Genomic DNA, 20,591 nt, shown 5'->3' with positions numbered 1-20,591 from the left:
CTGATAAAAACTGTCATTGATTGAAAAATAAATCCGCGGCTGGTTCTTATAAATATATTTGAGACATCAGGATGTTAACTCAATATTACATGAAAATTAAATTCAAATTAATCATTATTCTACTGTTTGGAATGATCCGCCTGGCAGATGCACAAAGCCGGGACAACTACAATATGTGGTTCCAGTATCTCATGTCGGCAAGGCTAACGGATAAAAGCACCTTGACCGCTCTATCCCAATACCGTTCTTTTGATTTCGCTTATGACACCAGGCTTTTTCTGGTATCTGCCTATGTAGATTACGAAGTAGCCCATGAAGTAAAGCCCGCTGCCGGATTTATGTTTCTGGTACTGGATTCCTATAAATCTGACAATACAAAGAAAGAGAGGTATGAAAAAAGGCCTTTCCAGCAGGTGACACTGGGAAGTAATATCGGGAGAACTTCGGTTTCGCACCGTTTCCGTGTAGAAGAAAGATTCATAAGCAATCCTGATGAATTCATCGTCAGGCTGCGTTATCTGATTTCACTGAGAATTCCTTTTAACAGAGCGGGAGAAAAAGAAAAACTATACGGCATTCTGAAAAATGAAATAAGAATGAATGTAGTGAAGGATGAACCGTTTGACAGTAACCGCCTAACGGCCGGCATCGGAGTTAAAGTGGGGGGAAATTCTGCTATTGAAGTGGCTTTTATCAACCAGCTGGAGACCGGATCTACAAGCAACTACGGCTATATCGGCTACAGAAACAGCTTCGACTGGAGAAAAAACAAAAATAAATAACTATAAATCAAATCATCTATGCTTACTTTCCTTGGATTTCTCATGATCCTGATCTTTATGGTCCTGATCATGAACAAAAAAATGACTCCGCTCACAGCCTTGGTCATCGTACCCGTAACCATAGCTCTTTTTGCGGGTTTCGGTCCTGAGCTGGGAGATATGATGAAAAACGGTGTAAAAGAGATCGCACTTACAGGGGTAATGCTGATCTTTGCCATTCTATATTTCAGCTTAATGATCGACACGGGACTTTTTGAGCCCTTAGTAAATATAATTTTAAAAGCTGTTGGGGACAATCCTATTAAAACCACGATAGGAACCGCCATTCTTACGGCCTTGGTATCACTGGACGGTGACGGTTCTTCCACTTATCTTATTGTGGTGGCCGCCATGCTTCCGCTTTACAAAAGACAGGGTATGAACCCGTTAATCCTGACCTGCATCATTATGCTTGCCGGGCAAATCATGAATATTCTTCCATGGGGAGGACCTACGGCAAGGGTAATGAGCTCACTGAAGCTTGGGCACACAGAAATTTTTGTCCCTATGATCCCCATTATGGCGATAGGCATCCTATGGGTGGTTTTTGTGGCTTACATTCTGGGAAGAAGAGAAAAAATAAGGATTGCAAAGCATGGGAAATTTACCAATTACAACAGCAATGATATCATTGGCGAGGCAGATCCGAAGCTCCGTCGTCCGAAACTGATCCTTATTAATCTCGCCCTTACCATCACACTTTTAGTGGTCATGATCCTGGATATTGTTCCTTTGGGCATTGCTTTTATGATTGCGTTCTGTATCGCTTCCATTATCAATTACCCTAAACTGAAAGACCAGCAGAAAATAATCTCCAAACATGCAGGAAATGCTTTATCTGTGGCAGGAATGATCTTTGGAGCCGGAATTTTTACCGGAATTCTGAATGGTTCAGGTATTATGCAGGCGATGGGAAACAGCATGATAGAAATAGTTCCTAAAAGCTGGGGAGGTTATCTGAATATTGTAACGGCACTCTTCAGTATTCCGCTTACTTTTTTCCTTTCCAATGATGCTTATTATTTTGGAATATTGCCTATTATTGTGGCTACCGGGCATCAGCTGGGGATTTCACCGGAAATTCTGGGAAGAGCGAGTCTCATTGGTCAAGGTTCACATCTTTTAAGCCCACTGGTTCCATCTACTTATCTGTTAGTATCATTGGCAGGTGTAGAATTTTCTGATCATTTGAAATATACTTTAAAATGGGCATTAGGATCCTCCATTGTGATGCTGCTGGTAGCACTGATTCTTGGAGTTATCTGATCATTAAAGATTGGAAGCCGGAAGAAGGGGGATGGAAGTTAATATTGGACGCTGTTATAAAATTAATGGGCAGATTTTAAAGATTAATAGAAACCGGCTGGAAGCTTTTATTTCCAACTTCAGTAACTTCGTTCTTCCAGCCTCACGTTTCCCTACCCTTACTATTATATTTCAGATGTAAAAAAAACAACAGATCTTTGTACGGAAAGCATAAGCATATTCAGATGAACCTTTTTGAAACAAAAAAAACATTCACAGGAAGATATTTAAAAAATCTCACCTTATATGTATTTGCCGCAATTCTCGGTGGAGTGCTTACAGGATATTATGCGCCTGAGGCAAGCATTCAGCTGGGAATGGTAAGCCGGTATTTTTTCATGATTCTGGAAATGCTCATCCTTCCCATTATTTTCATGGCGATCATGTATGGTATTTGCCAGCTGTCAGGAATCAAAAATGCGAGCAGTATTGTATGGAAAACTATTCTGTATTTTCTTATCATAAGCTCTGTAGCCATTGTTTTAGGATTTATTTTCGGTTTTGCCGTAAAACCCGGAGCCGATACGGGCATTGATCCTGCGAGGATCAGTAAATCACTTCCCAGAACATTTGAAATTGACAATACAAGTATATCCGGTATCCTGTACCTCAACAGACACGGTATTTTTCTTATCGTGTCCATTGTCGCCGGGATTTTCATGAATCTTTCCAATGCAAGAGAAAAATTCCTGAATCTATTGGACCGTGGTCTCAAGGTTTTTTATACGGTGATCAAGTATCTCTACCTTATTCTGCCCGTTATCATATTCTGCAACATTGCGTACGGAGTTTCTGTATATGGCATCAATACGCTTCTACCGCTCAGTAAAGTTGTCGCAACAGTATATCTGGCTGATATTGTCTTTATTTTTGGGATTTTAGGCATTGTCTCTTATCTGTACAAAATCCGGCTTTGGAAGTTTTTACTTGATTTAAAAGAAGAAATTATCCTTGTAGTTACCACATCATCTTCCAAAACAGCATTTCCACTCATCTTTGAAAAAATGGAATCTGAAGGCTACAGCAGAAAAATTTTAAGGTTTGTCATTCCTTTGGGATATAATTTTAATCTTTCCGGAGCCTGTATTTATATTGCCGTGACCTGCTGCTTTCTTATTCAGTTTTACAACATTTCTTTGACTGTCACCGATTATCTGTGGCTTTTCGTCATTATTTCCGTAACCTCGAAAACAGCATCAGGTGTTCCTGGCTCAGGATTTCTGGCCCTTATTTTCACTTTAAACAGGTTTGGAAAAATTCCGTTAACGGATATTGCCCTCCTTTACAGTGTAGACCGTTTTATGAATGAGGCGAGATCTGTTACCAACTTTATCAGCATTGCGGTTTCCGGGGCTGTGATTTCAAAAATAAATCAGAATCAGAAAAATAAAACCCGCTCTATTTAAGTTACTGCATACTACTTTACTGACAAGGAAAAATAAGGCTGTAACTTTTTGAAAATGAGTAACACTTATTAATAAAAAATCATGAGAACATTTCTTGTATTGTTATTAATAAGCAGTGTTAATTTATTTTCCCAAAAACTACTCACCCCAGCCAACAGCGCTATTGATCCTAAGCTGATCAAAGATGAAACATCAGAAGCGGTCTGGTATGCTGAAAATGCAGGAACAAAAATGGAAATTGGGAGCATTATTACAGAACTCAAAAAATTAAACAAAACGGATCTCCTCATCAAAACTACTGTAAAGCTGAAAAAGGCACCTGATGCTAAATGGACCGATTCTACCATCGTAAAAACTGTTAATTTCCAGCCAGTCTATCATTCGTCTTTTAATATGATGAGGGATATGGTTCTGAAATCGGGGAAGACTAAGGTAACAGGATATTATCTGGATAAAAAATCCAAAAAAAAAGACCCTATCGAAATGGATGCTGCAGATTATTTTGACAGCAGCAGCTACCCTATGCTGATCAGGTTTTCTCCCCTGAAAGAAAATTATACTGCTGACCTCTCTATTTTCGATTACAACCCGGATGCTAAGAAAGGACTTATTAAAGCCTATATACTGGATGTAAAGAAAACAGATTACAACGGAAAAAAAGTCTGGGCTGTAAAAACAACCGACGATATTAAAGATAAGACAACGATTGTTACTTATTACATAGATACCGAAACCCGGAAGATCCTGAAACAGGATATGGACCTCGGCGGTAGAAAAATGACATTGGAAACCATTCAATAATGGATCTACAAAGTTTACCGTAATGGTAAACTTTTTCTTTTTAATCTTGAGTACTGCTAAGAAGCCTATATCAGGAGCCTTCTACAAAGCAACCATTAAAACATTGAAAATCAAAATACAAACTCCATAAATAAATCTACAAACAGTGTATAATCTGATCATATTTTTTTTTATCTTTGACATACACTATCACATCAAATCGTCAAAATCCTGATTGACATTAAATGTTCAGGCATGTACAATAAAACAAAATATTATCTATGAAAAACGCTAAATCATTAAGCAGAGAGGCTCAAAAATCCATCGTTGGAGGCGCAGCCGGAATTGTTTGCTGCGAATGGAACGATCAGGGAAAATGCATCCTTTGGATCGGGCCGGGACAGCACTGCCCTTAGTTTACTAATTATTAGAGTTAAATACAAAAGCCGGAAGTTTCCGGCTTTATTTTTTTTCATTTTTCTGCCAAATTTTCACACTGGGAAATAAAATTCTGCCATTTCATCCACAGATCTCTCATGGCATACATTTAGAGAATTATAACGGAGAATTAATTAAAAATAAATATATTATGTCAGTAAACTTTAAACCATTAGCAGACAGAGTTTTGATCGAGCCGATCGCTGCAGAAACTAAAACAGCTTCAGGTATTATTATTCCGGACACCGCAAAAGAAAAACCACAGGAAGGTACAGTAGTAGCAGTAGGTCCAGGGAAAAAAGATGAGCCTACAACTGTTCAGGTAGGTGACAAAGTTCTTTATGGAAAATATTCAGGTTCTGAATTAAAATTAGACGGAAAAGATTTCTTAATCGTTAAGGAAGGTGATTTACTTGGTGTAATCGGGTAAGATTTGTAAAAAGTACGATGTACAGAGTACAACGTATTTTAACAACGTTTAATCAAATTATTTAAAAATAAAAAAGTACATTTTACATTGTACATAATAATACAATAATACAGCAAAAAATGGCAAAAGAAATAAAATTCGATATTGAATCAAGAGACGCTTTAAAAAGAGGGGTTGATGCATTGGCTAATGCAGTAAAAGTAACGTTAGGACCAAAAGGTAGAAACGTAGTGATCGAGAAATCTTTCGGTGCACCTCACGTAACTAAGGATGGTGTTTCTGTAGCGAAAGAAATCGAACTTGAAGACAGAGTAGAAAATATGGGAGCGCAGATGGTAAAAGAAGTGGCTTCCAAAACCAATGATATCGCAGGAGACGGTACTACTACCGCTACTGTATTGGCACAGGCTATCGTAAGAGAAGGTCTTAAGAACGTAGCTGCAGGTGCTAACCCAATGGATCTGAAAAGAGGGATCGACAAGGCAGTAACTGCAGTTGTTGAAAACCTTAAATCTCAGTCTAAAACAGTTGGAGATTCTACAGAAATGGTGAAGCAGGTAGCTTCAGTTTCTGCAAACAACGACGAAACTATCGGATCTCTGATCGCTGAGGCTTTCGGAAAAGTAGGTAAAGAAGGGGTAATCACTGTAGAAGAAGCTAAAGGTATTGATACAACGGTAGACGTTGTGGAAGGTATGCAGTTCGACAGAGGATACCAGTCTCCTTACTTCGTGACTAACCCTGAGAAAATGATAGCCGAAGTAGAAAACCCATACATCCTTTTGGTAGAGAAGAAAATCTCTTCCATGAAAGAATTGCTTCCGGTTCTTGAGCCGATTGCACAAGGTGGAAAATCTCTTTTAATTATTTCCGAAGAAGTGGAAGGTGAAGCTTTAGCTACTTTGGTGGTAAACAAATTAAGAGGTTCTCTTAAAATTGCTGCTGTAAAAGCTCCTGGATTCGGAGACAGAAGAAAAGCAATGTTGGAAGATATCGCGATCTTAACTGGCGGACAGGTGATTTCTGAAGAGCAAGGTTTCACTATGGAAAACATTTCTCTGGATATGCTTGGAACTGCTGAGAAAGTAACGATCGATAAAGACAACACGACTATCGTAAACGGTGGTGGTGACGAAGCTAAAATCAAAGGAAGAGTAGCTCAGATCAAAGCTCAGATGGAAACTACAACTTCTGACTACGACAGAGAAAAACTTCAGGAAAGATTGGCTAAATTAGCTGGTGGTGTTGCCGTACTTTATGTAGGTGCAGCTTCTGAAGTGGAAATGAAGGAGAAAAAAGACAGAGTAGATGATGCCCTTCACGCTACAAGAGCAGCCGTTGAAGAAGGTATCGTTGCAGGAGGTGGTGTTGCTTTAGTAAGAGCAATCTCTGCTTTGGAAAACCTTACAGGGATCAATGCTGACGAAACTACAGGGATCAGAATCGTGAAAAGAGCGATCGAAGAGCCATTAAGACAAATCGTTGCCAACGCAGGTGGTGAAGGTTCTGTAATCGTTGCTAAAGTAGCAGAAGGTACAGGAGACTTCGGATACAACGCTAAAACTGACGAGTATGTAAACATGCTTGAAGCAGGAATCATTGACCCTACGAAAGTAACAAGAGTTGCCCTTGAAAATGCAGCTTCTGTTTCAGGAATGCTTCTTACTACTGAATGTGTAATCACTGAAGTGAAAAAAGACGAACCAGCTATGCCAATGGGTGGTGGAATGCCGGGAATGATGTAACAGCGCAGCGTGTCGCTGAGACAATTTAATATATTAACCGTTCTATTCTTTAATAGGGCGGTTTTTTTGTTTGAATTATGGTTTTCCGTAAGGAAATATTGTTCAAATATTTTAAATTAGCATACAACAGCTTGAAATCAAGCGACAACTATTGATTATGAACAGTCATTATCCAATTCTTTTTATTTGGTACTATCATATAGTTTCGTAAATTTGAGAGTATAGCTACAATTTTATATAAACCGCAAATAATGATTATTAAGGAAGTAATTATAAAAAACTTACATGGATATCTAAGCAAGCATATCTCATTCAATTCTGACATTAATCTAATTGTTGGAATCAATGGTTCAGGAAAAACAAGTTTATTAAATGTCGTTAATTGGTTATTAACACCATCATTTCCAGACCTTTGCACCAATGAATTTGAAGAATTAAGTGTTCAGTTTATTAACAATAAAGAAGAATTTATTATCACTTGCAAACAATTACAGGATTCATTATCACTTGAAATATTTAATCTATCAAAAAATATTGAATATCCTAAAATTAATACTGACTTAAAAATACATCCTAGAAAAATCATAGATAGAAGTCTAAATGTTGAAGATTTAAAAGAGGAATATAGACGTTTGACCCCTGAAAGACATGAAATAGAGACTTGGAATTTAATATTTCATGATATTCCTAAACCTGTCATTATTGGTTTAGATAGAAATTTATATACTGAAGAAGGAAATGATATTTCTTATGTGGAGGAAAATGGTATAATTAGAAAAAGATTAAATTCTATAGGTAAACGTAGTCCTCTTGACAAAGTAATGAGATTATCAGGTTCGGAATACAGCCGATATAAAAATAGAATTTTAGATTTAAATCGTAGACTAAATGATAAAATTATGTTATCATCATTTGAAGATACAATTTCGATTGAGAATATAAATGAGTTATTAGATGCTCCAAGAATATCTTTAAAACAAGTACAATCCTTAGAAATTAAAGTTAAAGAATATTTTGCAGAAAACTTCAGAGATAATAGGATACAAACAGTTTCAAGAATCAAAAATAATGAAGAAACATTTAGTAAAATCGAAACCTATTTTAATAATTTGAAAAAGTTGCTCTCCCAATTCAATGAAAAAGAAAAAAAAGAAAAATTTGACATAATATACATTACTAATTTAAATCAATTTAGAAAAATAAGAGAATTAATAAAAGAATTCGAAGAATTTGAAACAAAAAGTAAAAGGTTATACGAATCATTAAAACAATACTTAGAAACAATAAACATTTTCCTAAGAGATTCAGCAAAAGAATTATATTTTGAAAAAAACACTTCAAGATTACAATTTAGAATTTTAGATAAAAACAAAAAAATTATTAAAGAAAATAGAGAGATTAAAGATTTATCATCAGGGGAAATGCAAATTTTAATCTTGTTTACATTTATTAAATTTAATAATAGATTAGGAAAATTATTTATAATTGATGAGCCTGAATTATCACTCCACCCAAAATGGCAAGAAAATTTTATTGAAGGGATAAAGAAAATTATGCCACAAGATACGCAATTGATTTTTGCAACGCATTCTCCTGCTATAGTTGGAAAAAATAAAGACTATTGTAAAATTTTAATGCCATTTTAATATGATTACGATTGAAGAAAGTATTCCTACTAAAAATGATGATTATAGATTTGCAGAAGATGTCTTTTATTTTCAATTTAATGATATCTCTTTTTACATTGAAGATGAAGACCAAGAAAATTTTTATCACAAGATTTTATGTAAATTATTCCCTAATCTCCAAATAGAAAAAATTTTCCCATTAAATGGAAAAAATAATGTAATAGACGAATGCAAATCCAATATAGGAGATAAAAAGAAAATATATATTGTTGACAAAGATTTTGATGATATACTTGGTAAAAAAGAATCTATATCTAATCTATTTTATTTAAATAGATATTCTATTGAAAATTATCTAATAGAAGAAAGCTCAATCATAGAATATATTGTCAGTGAAAAGCCAAAACTAAAAAGATCTAATATTAAGAGAAAACTGGAGTTAATCAAAATAATTGAAACTATTAAATTATCAATCAAAGAAATTATACATTTATTTTTATTAGTTCAAAAAAAATGTTCACAGCTTAAAAATATTTCATTGAGCTATGAAAGATTTTTTGATTTCAATAATGGGAATTTCCAAATAAGACAAAATCAAATAGATTCTTATATTGACTCTATAAAGAATGAGCTCAAAGCCGTTGATAAAAGATTAAAATTTGATGTTCAATTAAAAAAGCTTGTTAAAGAACATAATTTATCGTCAAATGACTGCTGTATAAATCATTATCCTGGCAAATTTATTATTAAGATGTTAAAACAAACTATTGAATCTTTATTTGGATTAAACTCTAGAAATATAGAGTCTTTTTCTTATATGATTGCTTGCAATAGTAGATTTGATTCTTTATTTTTTTTAAAAAACGAAATAGATATTTTTTTAAAATAAAAACTGATTTTGTGCTAGCAGATAATTCAATCCGAAGCCTTCTATTTCGGATTCATTATAATTCCCCATAAAATCCCCTGCTACCTCGCGATTTGTATCATGTAAAACCACATAAAAAGATTCGTACGGTAGCGAAGAAATCTTCAAGAAAATAAAAAATCCCAGCTTTCGCTAGGATTTTGTTTTATTTTTATTTTTAAATTCTTTTTGTAGATATTCAATTTCACTTTCAATATTCTTTAATTCTTTATCAGTTAGCCTCGCAAATAAAAGCAACATGTCAATTTCAAAAAAATTACAGAATTTAACAAGATTTTCTATTGTTGGATTAGTTTCAGCCCGTTCAATTCTACCAACGTGATTACTTGATAGATTAAGTTCATTTCCAAGTTGGAATTGTGAAAGGTTTTTCTTTAGCCTATGTAATTGAATAAGCTTCCCAATTTGAAATTTTAATTCTTCAATGTCCCATTTATACATTGAGTAAATTTTAGACTTTCTAAAGTTTTTCATCAACACATATATGTGTTATATTATTTTTTTTATTATATTTGTACAATAAGCTACAATAAATGTAGCTTTGCGATACTTCAAAGAAATATAGAAGCTATTGCTTAGAGTCTTGTCATAGAAAACTGGTAATTTTTAAAGCAACAAGATGATAAGTATGAAGCTCACGACCTAGGCGTGGGCTCTCTTATCTGTTGCACGGTATACCAGTACCTCTATGACGGATATTGTAGAGTCTCATGCCGTTTTTATTTTCATGCTGTTCTGTTTTTCTACAATTATCTTTTTCTAAGCCTGCTTTACAACATAAAGTATCATGATACGGTACAATGGGGTGTACAATCCATTGCGGCTTTAGGGCTTTTAGAAAAACACAAATTCAATCATATTCATTAGGGTGTATGGGCAGGAAATTCAGGCGGGCTTCCTCCTTTACGGCCAGTAAAATCGTACAGTAAAAAAATACAAACTCATGAAAAAAACCAGAACAGACCTTCAATCCCGGCTTGGGAAAGGCCGGAAGAAACATTGTGGCTTAAAGCTAATGGAAAACTATTTTAAGCTCAATGACTTGACGGCATCCAAAGAGCTGCTAAATGACATTATAAGTTATGCGGTAAAAAGAAACAGCTGGATAAAAGAACATCCGGCCGTTATCCTTCATTTTCAGCAGGCGATGCGGTCATTCATTCGTGCAGGCTATATCATAGCATTACAGGAAAAGAAAAGGACCGTCAATGCTCCGTTGGAAGATGTTTCTCCGTTGGTTCTTGGCTTGCTATCCGAGAAGGAATACCAAAATCCGCTGTTGGTATTTAGAAAAGCCTTCAAAGAATACAGCATCAAGGAATTTGATTATTTTATTTCCGGAATGGCCTATTTCTCACTGGGAATCTACAACAATCTACCGGAAAGGAATATGATAAGTCCATACATTCATCTTACCAAAATGCTGGATGCAGCGCATATTATTCTTGAAAGGAAAGGGGAAAAGTAAAGATAACCAGCTCTGCAAATAAAGTATCCGCACAAACCTTTACAATATATTTAAAACCGTTCTATTTTTCCAGAACGGTTTCTTTATTTTTACAACTACAAAAAAGTGAACAAACCATGAAGAAAATAGAACAAAAAATAGACGAAGCCTTTAAAAACACTTTTCTGCTTCCCAGGGAAAATACAGTCACCCAATTCCTGGTTGATGTTTTCAGTTCAAAATATAAATTCAGGGAAGATGATAAAAGAATTGAGGTGATCAGCTTGTATTATAATGCTTCAAGTCCTTTAAGTTCCTTAATTGTGTTGCCTAATTACGAATATTATTCTCCGGATAAAACCATTCAGATCGCAGAACTTCATTTGAAAGAGCATTCCTTTCAGGACTACTCCCCTATTGATGTTCAGGAATTATGCAAAAAGGTGCTGAGTGAAAATAATATTGATTATTCTGCCTACCTTGATCAAAATAATCATTTGGATTATGCTCATTACTGGGAAAACCAGTTCGGTTTGGAAACTGACTTCTTAATGAACTGCTGGAAAAATGCCAAAGAACAGACACAGTCCAAGATGCTGGGGTTTTTAGAGTCTTCAGACGGCGAAAGTGGCATGTTTGATCTGGATAATAATTTTGTGATTCCTTTTGATGTTGAGCTTGATGAATATCTGCGGTCACATGGTTTTATTGTTGAGAAGGAGAATTAAAAAGTATAATAATTGAACTGCATTTGAAAAAAATAATTATAATAAGCTGTATCATTTTAGTATTGATTTTTCTTAATTATCCTGTTTTTGATAGCGAAGGAATATCTTATCTTATTATTTTTACCTGTTTTGTTGCTATTTGTTTTTCAGGAGCAAAAATATATTCTCCCAGGGCTGAAAATTATGACTCTGTTGAAAAAGAAGCCGATCAACTAGAGAAATATGATGGTGATTTCCAATATACAAATGAAGGATTTTACAATAAACAGAAAAAACCGGTAGAGCTTATAAAGTGGGATGAAATTATTTCAGTATATTCATTTAGTATTCCAGTTTCAAAACATAAAAGAGAAACAGGCCTGGAAGTATTTACCTACAAAAATAGTTATGAATTCAGTAGGTCTACACCCGGAATCAAAAAGTTAACCAATGAAATGTATAATCATCTCCCAGATTGGCAATTAAATTCTCCAACTATTAGAATCAATAATCACGGACTGGAAAAAACAAAACTGTATGAAAGACACCATGAAAAAAACCTTTGAATTCCTAAAACACTTAGAAAAAAACAACAACCGTGAATGGTTTACTCAGCACAAAGCGGAATATGATTCAGTGGTAAAAGAAAACAAAGTTTTTTTTAATCAGATCTATACCGAACTTCAGGAATACGATAATTTAAAAGGAATTCATATTTTCAGGATTTACCGGGACGTACGCTTTTCCAAGGACCCTACTCCGTATAAAACCAATTTCGGGGTTGGCTATTCCCGTTCAAAGCCAATGCTGAGAGGAGGATATTATATTCAGCTGGAGCCCGGTAACAGTTTTGTAGGTGGCGGTTTCTGGGGACCTGAGGCTAAAGACCTGCTCCGTATCCGTAAAGAATTCGAGCTCAATACCACAGAAATTGAAAAGATCACTTCTGATGAAGTTTTCAAACAATACTTTGGAGAAATTAAAGGCGATGCTGTAAAAACAGCTCCGAGAGGTTTTGATAAAAATCACCCAGCCATAGATCTAATCAGGAAAAAACAATATGTAGTAATGCGGAAATTTACCGATAAAGAAGTTCTGTCTGATGGTTTCCAGAAAGAAGCGGTTTTCACCTTACTGGCCATGCGTCCTTTTTTTGATTATATGAGTGAGGTGCTTACCACAGATTTGAATGGGGAGCCTTTATTTTAAAACATAAAGAAGGTCGCTTATGAATTTTCTGTTTTCATAAAATCCGGTTAATATTTTACTTATTTTTATAACACCAAATCATTAAACAAAATATTAATCATCATGAGCTTAAAAACGTTAATTACGCACAGTGTTCAGTACAACAATTGGGTAGTCAATAAATACATCGACTGGCTTTCCACAAAGTCTGATGAGCAGCTTAACCAGGAGGTTATTTCAAGTTTTCCGACGATCTTAGCAACCCTGCATCACATCTGGCAGACCCAGCAATACTGGTGGGCTTATATTGCCGAAAACGGCGATTTTGATTTTGCTGAAATTTCAGCTGCAGTGACTAAAGAAGAGATTTTCAATGGCATAAAAAACAACTCCCAAAAGTTGATGGATTACGTGGAAACCTTATCCGAAGAAGACCTGGCAAAAAACGTAAAAATTGAATCCCAATGGTTCCAGTGTGACTTTTCAAAGTTTGAATATATCCAGCACGTGATCATTCACGGGACTTACCACCGGGGGCAGATCGTTACTATGGGACGGAATGTTGGAATAACAGATGCTCCAATGACGGATTACAACTTCTGGAATGTCTATAAAAATTCAGAAGCAACATCCGAAGCATAGCTAAATAACCTAATATCTGTAATTGTTAAATTATAAAACATCTACTAAAACATGACAGATCCTGAACTCTGGGAGGAAGAATTAACAACAATATGGAATCAGCTGGGAAAAATATCCAATGATGATTTTATAAAAAAAATAATACAGCATACGGATAAGATCTCTGATGATCATCCTGCCATTGCAGATTTTGAAAGAGCGTGTGCCTACGATTCTACAGGTTTTGAAAAACATGCAGAACCCCTTTACAGATCTGCTTTAAAATTGGGTCTTGCAGGATTGCGGAGAAGAAGAGCAAGAATTCAGCTGGCAAGTACTTTAAGGAATAATGGAAAATTCCATGAAAGCATAGAAATACTGAGAGAGGAAAAGGAAAACTATTCCGATGAGCTGGATGATGCTGTCAATGCATTTTTGGCGCTGTCGCTTTCCTCGGTCAATAATGATAAGGAAGCATTGTCTTTAGTTCTGGAATCACTATCCGCACATTTGCCGAGGTATAATAAATCGGTGTATCATTATTCAAAAGAACTCATCAAATAAACAATAGACACAAATAAGTGCAGGTTCTGTTGTAAATTTAACTGTTAAAAGCTGGAAGATCCTAAATTACTACAGCCTTAATATTCTTTGTCATTTATAACGTAAAACGTTCGGTCTTCAGAACGTTTTTCTTTATTTTTACAGGGATTCAACGATAAACCCATACTATCATATGAGAAAAATAATCCTGGACCTGGCTGTCACTTTAGATGGATTCATTGAAGGTCCCAATGGCGAAACAGATTGGTGCATCATGGATGATGACATGAATTTTGACGGATTTCTGAACAGTATCGATACTATTTTTTATGGCCGGGTAAGTTATGATTCCTGGGGAACCTATCAGCCGGAAGAAACTGCTGATTCTGAAGAAAAAGAGTTTTGGAGATCTATACATTCTAAAAATAAGTATGTTTTTTCAGGACAGGACAGAAAAGATCCGGGAGCCATTTTTATCAGCTCCGATATTGCTGAAAAGGTAGCTGAAATTAAACAACAGGATGGTAAAGATATCTGGCTGTATGGCGGAGCGGGTCTTATCAACACTTTTATTAATTCAGATCTTATTGATGTATACAGAATTTCCGTTCACCCCGTTGCTCTGGGAAGCGGAAAACCTTTGTTTGAAAACCTAAAAGAAAGGCTGGAGCTGAAACTGATTACCACAAACGTTTTCAGGTCAGGAGTGGTACAGCTTATCTACGAGCCAAAAAACCAATAAATTAAACCTCAGAAAATATATTAATCATGGAAAAATATGCACAGTCTTCGGACGGACAGAATATTCATTATAAAGAAAGCGGACAGGGAAGCCCCTCTCTCCTATTTGTACACGGGTGGCTCGGCAATGCAGAATGGTGGAACAGCCAGCAGGAGTATTTCAAGGACAGATATCATATCGTACAGATGGATCTTGCCGGGCACGGAAAATCTGATGCTTCCAGAAACGAATGGACGAGTACATTGTATGCAGATGATATCAAAGCAGTAGCTGACCAGATAGATTCTTCAGAAATCATCCTGGTAGGACATTCTATGTCAGGAGCCTATGTCCTTGAAGCTTCTTTAAAAATTCCCCAGGTAAAAGCACTTATCCTGATCGACACCGTAAAAGATCTTGACGAAGCGATCACAGAAGAAAAGGCTGAAGAGTATTTATTCGTGCATTACCGCAATGATTTTAAAAATGCCGTTGAAAATATTCTTCCTCAATATCTTTTTGCGGAAAAAACGCCATCCGAAGTGAAACGTAGTCTTCAGGATGAGTTTCTTCAAAATACTTCAGAAAAAGCTATTGATCTGCTCAGACCTTTGTACAAGAAAGATTTCAGAGAAGAGGCGTCACAAGTTCAGGTTCCGGTAAGGGCTATCAATTCCGATAACTTCCCGACCAACATAGAGAATAACCGGAAGTATTTGAAAGATTATAATTATACTGAAATAGCCGGGACAGGTCACTATCCTATGCTGGAAAATCCAAAAGAATTTAACCGTATTCTTGATGATATTCTGAAAGAAGTCAATGAGGAACGTCAATAGTAAGTGAATATTAATTAAAAAGTCATGCAGAACACCAGAATTTATACTACCGCTTTTGCCAGCGTTTATCCTCATTATATTCAAAAAGCAGAAAAGAAAGGACATACAAAATCCGAAGTTCATGAAATTATATTTTGGCTTACAGGATATGATGAAAAAAGCTTACAGGAGATTTTAGATAACAAAACAGATTTTAAAACATTCTTTGAACAGGCCCCACAGATCAATCCCAATGTTTCACTGATCAAAGGGGTTATTTGTGGATACCGCGTGGAAGACATTGAAGATGAGCTGATGCGAAATATCCGTTATCTGGATAAACTCATCGATGAATTGGCAAAGGGAAAGAAGATGGAGAAAATATTAAGGGAATCATGATTTGTGAGGTGTAATGGAAATTAGTTTTTAATGTAACAAATACGAGTAAAATCCCTTTCCGGATTCAAAAAACTTTCCGAAATTTGTAATCTGTGCGTTAAATATAATCAATGAAATAAAAATTTTAAATCAGAACATACAGTAAAACTTAGTATAAGTTTTCTTCGGGGCAGGGTGAAATTCCCTACCGGCGGTTACAGTCCGCGACTCCTTTCTTATGAAGGGACTGATCTGGTGAAATTCCGGAACCGACAGTTAAAGTCTGGATGGGAGAAGAAAATGAGATGACCAATAAGATTCCTTATGGACTCTTGTTGCGTTGTATTTCATTTCCATGTACCGAAGACTATTTTAACTTTTAAAAGTAAAATAACATGGAAAAATTATTAGAACAATTCGGAGCAAGCTCCAAAGAACGTGTAGAAAAAGCACTTCAAACACTACAACAGGGAAAAGGTATTCTTTTGGTAGATGATGAAAACCGTGAAAACGAAGGTGATATCATCTTTCCCGCCTCCACTATTACAGAACAGGATATGGCACTTCTGATCCGCGAATGCAGCGGTATCGTCTGCTTATGCATTTCTGAGGAAAAAAGCCGCCACCTCAACCTTCGTCCGATGGTGGAAAATAACAATTCAAAAAATCAAACCGCATTTACCATTTCCATTGAAGCCAGAGAAGGTGTGGAATCCGGTGTTTCTGCAAGAGACCGTGTAACAACGATCAGAACTGCTGTGGCAGCAGGTGCTCAGGCAGATCATATTGCAAGTCCCGGCCATGTTTTCCCTCTGATTGCCAGAAAAGATGGTGTATTTGCAAGACGCGGTCATACCGAAGGCAGTGTAGATCTTGTAAAAATGGCCAATCTGGGTGACGATGCCGTACTTTGTGAACTGACGAATGAAGACGGTTCTATGGCAAGACTTCCCGAAATTGTGAACTTTGCTATCGAAAAAGAGATGAGCGTCGTGACCATCGAAGACATTTATGCTTACCGTAAAATGGTAATGAGCAATTAAACGTAAACATTTTTAACGCACAAAGTCGCCTGCTGATGCTATCAGCAGGCATTTTTATTAAAAAATTAACTAAAAACAAATAAAATTATCATTTCAATACTATTTTTTGATTATTTTTAACAAAAAAAATCTTAACCATGAAAAAATCTTTACTCCTCTTATTAGGAGCTTCTGCAATGTTTTCTGCGCAGATCACGCTTACAAAAGCAGCCAATGACCCTATTTCCGGAAACGTTATCAATTACAATCATGTAACCGGAGGCGTAAACAACTCCGCAACAGGAGCTAACACTGTGTTTTCAAACGGAGGTCTTACAATGGGAGTTTCGTCAGTAACGACTTATTCTACTCCTACTTCTGCTGAAATAACAACATTTCCGGGTTCTACCATTAAAATGATAGACGGAACAACAACCATTTATTATAAAGCCTCTACAACTAAACTGGAAATTACAGGAATTGTAAATCCACAGCTTACCTTAAATTTCAGTGTAGATAATGGTACTTATAATAATTATCCTACCACTTATGGACCGGCACAAAATGATACGGCTAAAGGGACTTTCTCGTCATCTGTTGCCAACGGATTATTCAGTGGTACAATGACTGCCCAGGCTGATGCATACGGAACTCTGATTATAGGCAATCAAACATACAGTAATGTTCTTAGAGTAAAATATACACAGAACCTTAATCTATATGCATCTTTTGATGTTATTTATGCCAACCCTATCGGAACAGCTACCAATACATCCTATGCTTATTACGATGCTTCTCACAGATATGCTCTGCTAAGTTCTACAAGCGGAAATGTCAGTGTTCCATTGTTGAGTATCAACCAGACAGTAGCCACTGCCTTAGCTTTAAACGAAGCATTTCTGGCAACCAGCAATACAGTGAAAAAAGAAAACTTAGTGGTTTATCCTAACCCTGCACAGGACTTTATCGGTTTCAAAGGAAATACAGATCATTACTCCAAAGCAAATATTTACAGTCTGGATGGGAAACTGGTTAAAACATCAGATGTAAAAGCCGGAAATATTCAAATCTCAGATCTTCCACCAGCGTCTTATTTCATAGAGATCAGTGGAAAAAATGCTACAGATACAAAGAATACAAAATTTATCAAGAAATAAAAAAAAATCCCGCTCAATTGAGCGGGATTTTTTTTTAGAAAGAAGCTGGATGTTGGAGGATGGAAGCTATTTCAGCCTAAGAACAAATACAGTTCAATTTTATTCTATTTTTTAGCCAAAAATCTGGTGTAATAGTTTACACAGCGTAAGCTCCCATCTTCCAGCTCCCTGCTTCCATCCTATTTTATGATTAAAAAGTAGCTGCAGGAGCTGTTTCGTTGTTAAGCTTTCGCTGAATTTCCGTCTTTTTTCCTTTGGAGAAATCATAACTCAGTCCTAATACAAACATTGACTTATTATTCATAATCTGAGTATGAACTTTATAATCAACTAAGCTTTCCGGTAAACTTTTTGTTTTGTACTCTGAAGGCATTCCTATCCAGTACATACCTGTGGAAAACGTCCAGTTCTTGTGTTTATAGCTTACAAAAATATTATTCTGATTTTCGTTCGTGTTCATGAAAGCACCGCTAAGACTATACACCGGAATATTGAACTGATACTGAAGTGAGAAAGATTTATATTCTGAGGAAAGCGAAAAATAATTGCCTAAATAATCATTCTTAATCAAAGCGCCGGTACTGGTTTTAACTGTTTCAGAAGTAGGTGTAATCACAGCTTTTATGACAAACAGGTTATTCCCGAAAGGTTTATAAGATCCTGTAAGCTGTACTCCGTATCGCTGCCCGTTTTTCCCGTTTTCATAAGTCAGTGCATAACCTCCCAATACATCATCCTGAACATAGTACTGATTGATTACCCTGTTGGTATATCGGTAAAACAAACCTGCATTAAAATCAAAATATTTATTATTAAAAGAATAGGTCAGGTTGTTAGAAAATACCTGTTGAGATTCTAAAAAGGGATTTCCTCTTTGGACAATATTAGGCGCCAACTGCAGCACGTTACTACTCAAGGCATTACTCCATGGGCTTACCGGGTTATAGCTTGCTGTAAAACGAAGGTTGTGATTATTTTTAAGTTGATAGGCTAAAATAACCTTCGGAGTAAAAGTCCATTCATCAAAAGTATTCTCTGCACTTTTGTTGTGAATATTTGTAAGACCAGCTCCGATGCGGTAACTGAATTGATTTACCTTTCCAGCAAATTCGGTATAAAAATACTGTTCCAGATAATTGACACTGTATTGAGAATATCCGGCAAGGTTATTCAGATCATTGGAAATAGAAGACCTTGAAATACGATATCCGGATGATAGTTTTCCTGCTTTAAAATCATGAGTATGGGCAAGCTCTCCTACCAGGCTCGTTTGCTTTGCCTTTAAAACCATATCATTATCATATACCGAAAATCCTGAGCCTACAATCCATTCCCTGGCAGTTTCTGAAGTATGGGTAGTATAATGAGAACCTACTACATTAATGCTTAGTTCGTCTTTTTCACCAATCTTTTTGGAGTAATAAAGATCCAGCTTAGGAATCACATAATCCGAACCATTATTTTTAAACATCGCATGTTCTTCCTTCAGATGATCTTCACTAAAGATACTTTGCCCTACTCCTTTTGAAAATCTGCTGAAAATATCCATATTCAGTTTGACCTGAAAAGCATAATTATCGGGAACAAGTCTTGTATAACGTAAAGCAACATTCTGGAAAGTATATCCAAAATGATCTTTCCTGTTTTCATCAGAACGGTAATGCTTTCCATTCAGCTGGTAATCATAAATGCTGTTTACTCTTCTGTCATCATAATCTCTGAGGTTTAGAGAATATTCAAGTCCGAAATTATTTTTCCCTTTTGTATAATTAGCGTAAGCAGAACCATTCACAAATCCTGTATTCAAAGCTGTAGAAACATCAGCCCCGAACACATATCCTGTTTCTGTGGATCTCGTCAGAATATTAACTACAGTATCTGCCCTTGTTGCCCATCTTGCCGGCGGAATATCATAATACTCAACTTTCACAACCTCACTGGGTGCAACACTTCGTATCTGCATATCTGTAGCTTCAATCCCGTTGATAAGAAATAGTGTAGTTCCTCCTTTCGTACTTGTGATGGTATTGGAAACGGGATCCAGCTGCAGCTCAGGCAGTGTCTGAAGTAAGTCTTTTGCATACCTTGCTTTCTCCAGAGCTTCTTTATCAAAGGTATAAACGGACTTATCTGCAAACTGTTTTTTACGTTGAGCCTTTAAGATCACTTCCTGGATTTCCTTTGTACCCGCCTGTTCTATCGTATCATTTTTCGTGCTCTCCTGCGAGAACACTAAAATCCCACAAAGAAAAAGTACAGAATATATCGTTTTTTTCATATTCAGAAATAAAATTGTATTGATGAAAATAAGACAGTCAATATCCAGCATTTGTTACATGTAGTCAAGTTTCTGCAGGAAATAAAGACAACCGGTTAAGTTGCAAAGACTTGTCTGCTCCTTCATTATCCACGGAAATAAACAGCACGAATAACAATTAAATCACTAATTAAAAATTAAAAACGAAACCATATTGAATTATTATTGATTTTTTGCCCGTTTTTTGCTGC

22 protein-coding genes and 1 riboswitch are annotated in these 20,591 nt (G+C 36.0%); of the genes, 20 read left to right on the top strand and 2 right to left on the bottom strand.

Features of this window, described 5'->3' with window-relative positions; translation table 11 throughout:
* The first annotated feature begins 89 nt into the window (after nt 1-89).
* From V6R96_RS10295 to V6R96_RS10255, 9 genes are all read left to right on the top strand, one after another.
* Nucleotides 90-782, top strand: coding sequence for a DUF2490 domain-containing protein (locus V6R96_RS10295; RefSeq protein WP_336379001.1), 693 nt, complete (start codon nt 90-92; stop codon nt 780-782).
* A gap of 18 nt (nt 783-800) precedes the next feature.
* Complete coding sequence (locus V6R96_RS10290; protein ID WP_336379002.1) at nt 801-2,087, top strand: citrate:proton symporter; 1,287 nt, start codon at nt 801-803, stop codon at nt 2,085-2,087.
* A 224-nt stretch (nt 2,088-2,311) separates the two neighbouring features.
* Nucleotides 2,312-3,532, top strand: a complete 1,221-nt coding sequence (locus V6R96_RS10285) for a cation:dicarboxylate symporter family transporter (protein WP_336389751.1) — start codon at nt 2,312-2,314, stop codon at nt 3,530-3,532.
* Between the two features lie 81 nt (nt 3,533-3,613).
* On the top strand, nt 3,614-4,333 hold the full coding sequence (locus V6R96_RS10280) for a hypothetical protein (RefSeq protein WP_336379004.1): 720 nt from the start codon (nt 3,614-3,616) through the stop codon (nt 4,331-4,333).
* A 260-nt stretch (nt 4,334-4,593) separates the two neighbouring features.
* Nucleotides 4,594-4,728, top strand: coding sequence for a hypothetical protein (locus V6R96_RS10275; protein ID WP_262510822.1), 135 nt, complete (start codon nt 4,594-4,596; stop codon nt 4,726-4,728).
* 173 nt (nt 4,729-4,901) lie between these two features.
* Nucleotides 4,902-5,180, top strand: coding sequence for a co-chaperone GroES (gene groES, locus V6R96_RS10270; protein WP_034723531.1), 279 nt, complete (start codon nt 4,902-4,904; stop codon nt 5,178-5,180).
* 119 nt (nt 5,181-5,299) lie between these two features.
* The gene (groL, locus tag V6R96_RS10265) at nt 5,300-6,925 is read left to right on the top strand and encodes a chaperonin GroEL (protein ID WP_336379005.1); all 1,626 of its coding nucleotides are present in this window, start codon (nt 5,300-5,302) and stop codon (nt 6,923-6,925) included.
* A gap of 251 nt (nt 6,926-7,176) precedes the next feature.
* The gene (locus tag V6R96_RS10260; protein WP_336379006.1) at nt 7,177-8,571 is read left to right on the top strand and encodes an AAA family ATPase; all 1,395 of its coding nucleotides are present in this window, start codon (nt 7,177-7,179) and stop codon (nt 8,569-8,571) included.
* 1 nt (nt 8,572) lies between these two features.
* Entirely contained in the window at nt 8,573-9,442 is an 870-nt protein-coding gene (locus V6R96_RS10255; protein WP_336379007.1) for a DUF4435 domain-containing protein, read from the top strand.
* 171 nt (nt 9,443-9,613) lie between these two features.
* Here V6R96_RS10255 and V6R96_RS10250 read toward each other — a convergent pair whose 3' ends face one another.
* Complete coding sequence (locus V6R96_RS10250; RefSeq protein ID WP_336379008.1) at nt 9,614-9,922, bottom strand: helix-turn-helix transcriptional regulator; 309 nt, start codon at nt 9,920-9,922, stop codon at nt 9,614-9,616.
* 502 nt (nt 9,923-10,424) lie between these two features.
* On the opposite strand from V6R96_RS10250, the gene V6R96_RS10245 reads away from it, so the two are divergent.
* The 11 genes from V6R96_RS10245 (at nt 10,425) to V6R96_RS10195 (ending at nt 18,083) form a co-directional block, all read left to right on the top strand.
* Entirely contained in the window at nt 10,425-10,949 is a 525-nt protein-coding gene (locus V6R96_RS10245) for a hypothetical protein (protein WP_336379009.1), read from the top strand.
* A 116-nt stretch (nt 10,950-11,065) separates the two neighbouring features.
* Entirely contained in the window at nt 11,066-11,656 is a 591-nt protein-coding gene (locus tag V6R96_RS10240) for a hypothetical protein (RefSeq protein WP_336379010.1), read from the top strand.
* Nucleotides 11,657-11,679: 23 nt separating this feature from the next.
* Nucleotides 11,680-12,201: a hypothetical protein gene (locus V6R96_RS10235; protein ID WP_336379011.1), complete on the top strand. Its 522-nt coding sequence runs from the start codon at nt 11,680-11,682 to the stop codon at nt 12,199-12,201.
* Nucleotides 12,173-12,844 (top strand): DUF2461 domain-containing protein, encoded by a 672-nt coding sequence (locus V6R96_RS10230; protein ID WP_336379012.1) that lies wholly within the window; start codon nt 12,173-12,175, stop codon nt 12,842-12,844. The genes V6R96_RS10235 and V6R96_RS10230 overlap by 29 nt, the downstream gene beginning before the upstream one ends.
* A gap of 102 nt (nt 12,845-12,946) precedes the next feature.
* The gene (locus V6R96_RS10225; RefSeq protein WP_336379013.1) at nt 12,947-13,465 is read left to right on the top strand and encodes a DinB family protein; all 519 of its coding nucleotides are present in this window, start codon (nt 12,947-12,949) and stop codon (nt 13,463-13,465) included.
* A gap of 51 nt (nt 13,466-13,516) precedes the next feature.
* Nucleotides 13,517-14,008, top strand: coding sequence for a tetratricopeptide repeat protein (locus V6R96_RS10220; RefSeq protein ID WP_336379014.1), 492 nt, complete (start codon nt 13,517-13,519; stop codon nt 14,006-14,008).
* 172 nt (nt 14,009-14,180) lie between these two features.
* Nucleotides 14,181-14,729 (top strand): dihydrofolate reductase family protein, encoded by a 549-nt coding sequence (locus V6R96_RS10215; RefSeq protein ID WP_336379015.1) that lies wholly within the window; start codon nt 14,181-14,183, stop codon nt 14,727-14,729.
* Between the two features lie 26 nt (nt 14,730-14,755).
* Nucleotides 14,756-15,547, top strand: a complete 792-nt coding sequence (locus V6R96_RS10210; protein WP_336379016.1) for an alpha/beta hydrolase — start codon at nt 14,756-14,758, stop codon at nt 15,545-15,547.
* 24 nt (nt 15,548-15,571) lie between these two features.
* Nucleotides 15,572-15,925, top strand: coding sequence for a DUF2200 domain-containing protein (locus V6R96_RS10205; RefSeq protein WP_336379017.1), 354 nt, complete (start codon nt 15,572-15,574; stop codon nt 15,923-15,925).
* Nucleotides 15,926-16,081: 156 nt separating this feature from the next.
* A riboswitch (FMN riboswitch) is annotated at nt 16,082-16,207 on the top strand.
* Between the two features lie 92 nt (nt 16,208-16,299).
* Nucleotides 16,300-16,947 (top strand): 3,4-dihydroxy-2-butanone-4-phosphate synthase, encoded by a 648-nt coding sequence (gene ribB / locus V6R96_RS10200; protein ID WP_336379018.1) that lies wholly within the window; start codon nt 16,300-16,302, stop codon nt 16,945-16,947.
* Between the two features lie 137 nt (nt 16,948-17,084).
* Nucleotides 17,085-18,083, top strand: coding sequence for a T9SS type A sorting domain-containing protein (locus V6R96_RS10195; RefSeq protein WP_336379019.1), 999 nt, complete (start codon nt 17,085-17,087; stop codon nt 18,081-18,083).
* A gap of 190 nt (nt 18,084-18,273) precedes the next feature.
* On the opposite strand, the gene V6R96_RS10190 is transcribed toward V6R96_RS10195, so the two are convergent.
* The gene (locus V6R96_RS10190) at nt 18,274-20,361 is read right to left on the bottom strand and encodes a TonB-dependent receptor domain-containing protein (protein WP_336379020.1); all 2,088 of its coding nucleotides are present in this window, start codon (nt 20,359-20,361) and stop codon (nt 18,274-18,276) included.
* Nucleotides 20,362-20,591 lie beyond the last annotated feature (230 nt).

It is taken from the genome of Chryseobacterium sp. CCNWLW53 (assembly GCF_037083525.1).
GTDB classification, from domain to species: domain Bacteria; phylum Bacteroidota; class Bacteroidia; order Flavobacteriales; family Weeksellaceae; genus Chryseobacterium; species Chryseobacterium lathyri.
The sequence above is the reverse complement of the archived record's forward strand: the minus strand, read 5'-3'. Positions and strand labels throughout refer to the sequence as shown.